The sequence below is a fragment of the Cyclobacterium sp. genome, assembly GCF_014762705.1.
Taxonomy (GTDB): domain Bacteria; phylum Bacteroidota; class Bacteroidia; order Cytophagales; family Cyclobacteriaceae; genus Cyclobacterium.
In genome coordinates this window covers 1-1,557 of record NZ_JABURL010000043.1, presented here as the reverse complement: position 1 = coordinate 1,557, position 1,557 = coordinate 1, and the positions used below count along the sequence as shown (strand labels likewise).

At 41.6% G+C, this 1,557-nt stretch carries 1 protein-coding gene; it reads right to left on the bottom strand.

The annotated features are described in order from the left end of the window. Nucleotides 1-395: 395 nt before the first annotated feature. The gene (locus tag HUJ21_RS07615; RefSeq protein ID WP_291368423.1) at nt 396-1,466 is read right to left on the bottom strand and encodes an IS110 family transposase; all 1,071 of its coding nucleotides are present in this window, start codon (nt 1,464-1,466) and stop codon (nt 396-398) included. Nucleotides 1,467-1,557 lie beyond the last annotated feature (91 nt).

Genomic DNA, 1,557 nt, shown 5'->3' with positions numbered 1-1,557 from the left:
CCTTCTATGTTGCTTTCCTAATTTGTGGGGATATTTTATCTTTAAAACATGAATCTGAAGAGGAAATGGGCTCTGCTGGAGAGCAACCCACCAGCAATAGGGTTCATGACGGAGAATATACTCCCAGGCCCCTTTAGTTAGGGGCTTTTTTTATCTTTGAATTCTTTGTCTTTTGATAGCTTAAAAAAACTCATTTCACCACTATCAAAAACATCAACTTACTCCATAAAACAACCTTCTATTAACAGACTCAATGAGCTGCATTGCCACATTTTAATTTCTAGGATATTGGGCCGTAGCCTTCGAGATAACAGTCAACTTAGTTGCTGCAAGGTTTCGTAACGGTCCCAATAAAGTTTGGGGATGGTTTTACAGAATAATATGTTGATGCGGTTTTATTTGATGACTCCAAGTACATATGGCTGTTTGTTTATTAGAACGTATCTGATCCTGCTTAAAAGTTTCTTTGCTATTCTGGTTATGGCCTGATTGGCTTTCATCCTTTTGCAATATTGGTTATAGCTTTTTGCCAATGCCGGATCAGTCCTTGCAGCGACCCAGGCACATTCAATTAGAGCAGATCTCAGCACCTTATGCCCCCTGGGGGTGATATTACCCGTTCTTTCCGTATCACCGGATGAGTTGGTTGACGGTACAAGGCCGATAAAGGAGCATAGTTTGTCAAGTGAGTTGAACCTGTCCATGCTTTCCAGCTCAGTCAATATGGTCAATGCCGAAATAAGACCGATTCCCGAAATGGATATCAAAAGGCCGGTGTCCTGTTCATACTGTTCGGTTTTAGAGAGGCTTTTTAATTGTTTGGTAATATTCAGGGTACTTTGCCGCAGATGGGCAAGTGTTGACAATTGGGTATCTATGATCTGTCTATATGCTTGCTCCAGCTCAAGTTCAGTAAGCCATTTGACAAGCTTTCTGTTCCATTTGGGAGTGTTGATTTCAGCAGGGATGCTTATACCGTTAAAATGGAGGCTGGCCTTAATCCTGTTTTTGACTCTGGTGGTGTCATTCACTGTGGCTTTTCTTAATCTGATAAGTCCCCTGTGTCCTAGAGATGCCAGGGAAGGTATATAGATAGGGAGCAGTTCACCGTTCTTCAGCGACCGGGCAATCTTTTGGCTGTCCCTGGCATCCTCCTTCTGTACTTTTTCCTTTGCGGTTGTCGGGATGTCAGCCGGATTGACTACGATTGATTTGATACCGAGGGCGCACAGGTTGTGATGAGTCCAATATCCTGAGAATCCCGCTTCATAAGCACTGAAATAATTTGCACCCGGGAAGTTTTTGACAAGATAATTGTACAATGTCTGTGGACAGGGATTCTGAGAGAATGTGACCTTAAATAGACTGTCCATCATTACGGTCACTTTCCAGCTTTTGAGGTGGACATCAATACCAACATAAATATTTTGGCTGGAAAAATCGTTTTTGTTACATTGTGTTTGCATAAGTTTTGGAGGTTATAGCTTTGTTGTAGAAAACTTAAACTAATGATTTTCCGAAACTTATGCTATTACTTTTGCAAACATATGGCCTTCG